The 1,178-nt window shown below is 66.0% G+C and carries 1 protein-coding gene and 1 pseudogene; both read right to left on the reverse strand.

The genetic code is table 11. The annotated features are described in order from the left end of the window. Positions 1-8 precede the first annotated feature (8 nt). Entirely contained in the window at positions 9-761 is a 753-nt protein-coding gene (locus AB0I22_RS39780; RefSeq protein ID WP_363135916.1) for an ABC transporter ATP-binding protein, read from the reverse strand. A gap of 58 nt (positions 762-819) precedes the next feature. Continuing rightward, positions 820-1,178, reverse strand: a pseudogene (locus tag AB0I22_RS39785) (ABC transporter permease); the annotation flags it as partial.

Genomic DNA, 1,178 nt, shown 5'->3' on the forward strand with positions numbered 1-1,178 from the left:
CGGTGGTGTCAGCGGTTGGTTTCCTTCTCGTACGCCTTGATGACCTCGTCCGTCGGACCGTCCATCAACAGCTCGCCCCGCTCCAGCCACAGCACCCGGTCACACGTATCCCGGATCGACTTGTTGTTGTGACTGACCAGGAACACCGTCCCCGCCTCCTTGCGCAGCTCCCGGATCCGCGCCTCCGACCGCTTCTGAAACGCCCGGTCCCCCGTCGCCAGCGCCTCATCGATCATCAGCACATCATGATCCTTCGCCGCCGCGATCGCGAACCGCAGCCGCGCCGCCATCCCCGACGAATACGTCCGCATCGGCAACGAGATGAAATCACCCTTCTCGTTGATCCCCGAGAAATCCACGATCTCCTGATACCGCTCCCGGATCTCCTCCCGCGACATCCCCATCGCCAACCCCCCGAGAATCACATTCCGCTCCCCCGTCAGATCATTCATCATCGCCGCGTTCACCCCCAGCAACGACGGCTGCCCATCGGTGAACACCCGCCCCCGCTCCGCCGGCAGCAACCCCGCCACCGCCCGCAGCAACGTCGACTTCCCCGACCCGTTCGACCCGATCAGCCCGATCGCCTCCCCCCGGTACGACGTGAAACTCACCCCCCGCACCGCATGCACCTTCCGCACCCCCGCACCCGGCGAACGCCGCACCATCCGGTTCAGCGCCGCCGTCGCACTCCCCCGCCCCGCACTCCCCCCATACACCCGGTACACGATATGCAGCTCATCCGCGATCACCGTCGGCACCCGCCCACCCCCACCAACGGGGACGCCACCCTGCCCTGCGCTCTGCCCTGCGCTCTGCTCAGCCACGGCCGTACTGCTCCTCAGCCTTCCAGAAATACACGAAACCCCCGGCCCCCACCACCAGCGCCCAGCCCACCGCCAGCACCCACACATGCGACGGCAGCTTCCCCGCACCGAAATTATCGATCAACGCGAACCGCATCAGATCGATGAACACCGCCGCCGGATTCGCCCCCAGCACCTCGATCACCCAATGCGGCGCATGCGCCTTCCTCAGCTGATCCGTCATGCTGTACATCACCCCGGACGCATACATCCACGTCCGCAGCACAAACGGCAGCAACTGCGCCAGATCCGGCGTCTTGCTCCCCATCCGCGCCATCGCCAGCGCCAGCCCCGTATTGAACACGAACTGCA

Source organism: Streptomyces sp. NPDC050610 (genome assembly GCF_040654875.1).
Classification (GTDB): Bacteria; Actinomycetota; Actinomycetes; order Streptomycetales; family Streptomycetaceae; genus Streptomyces.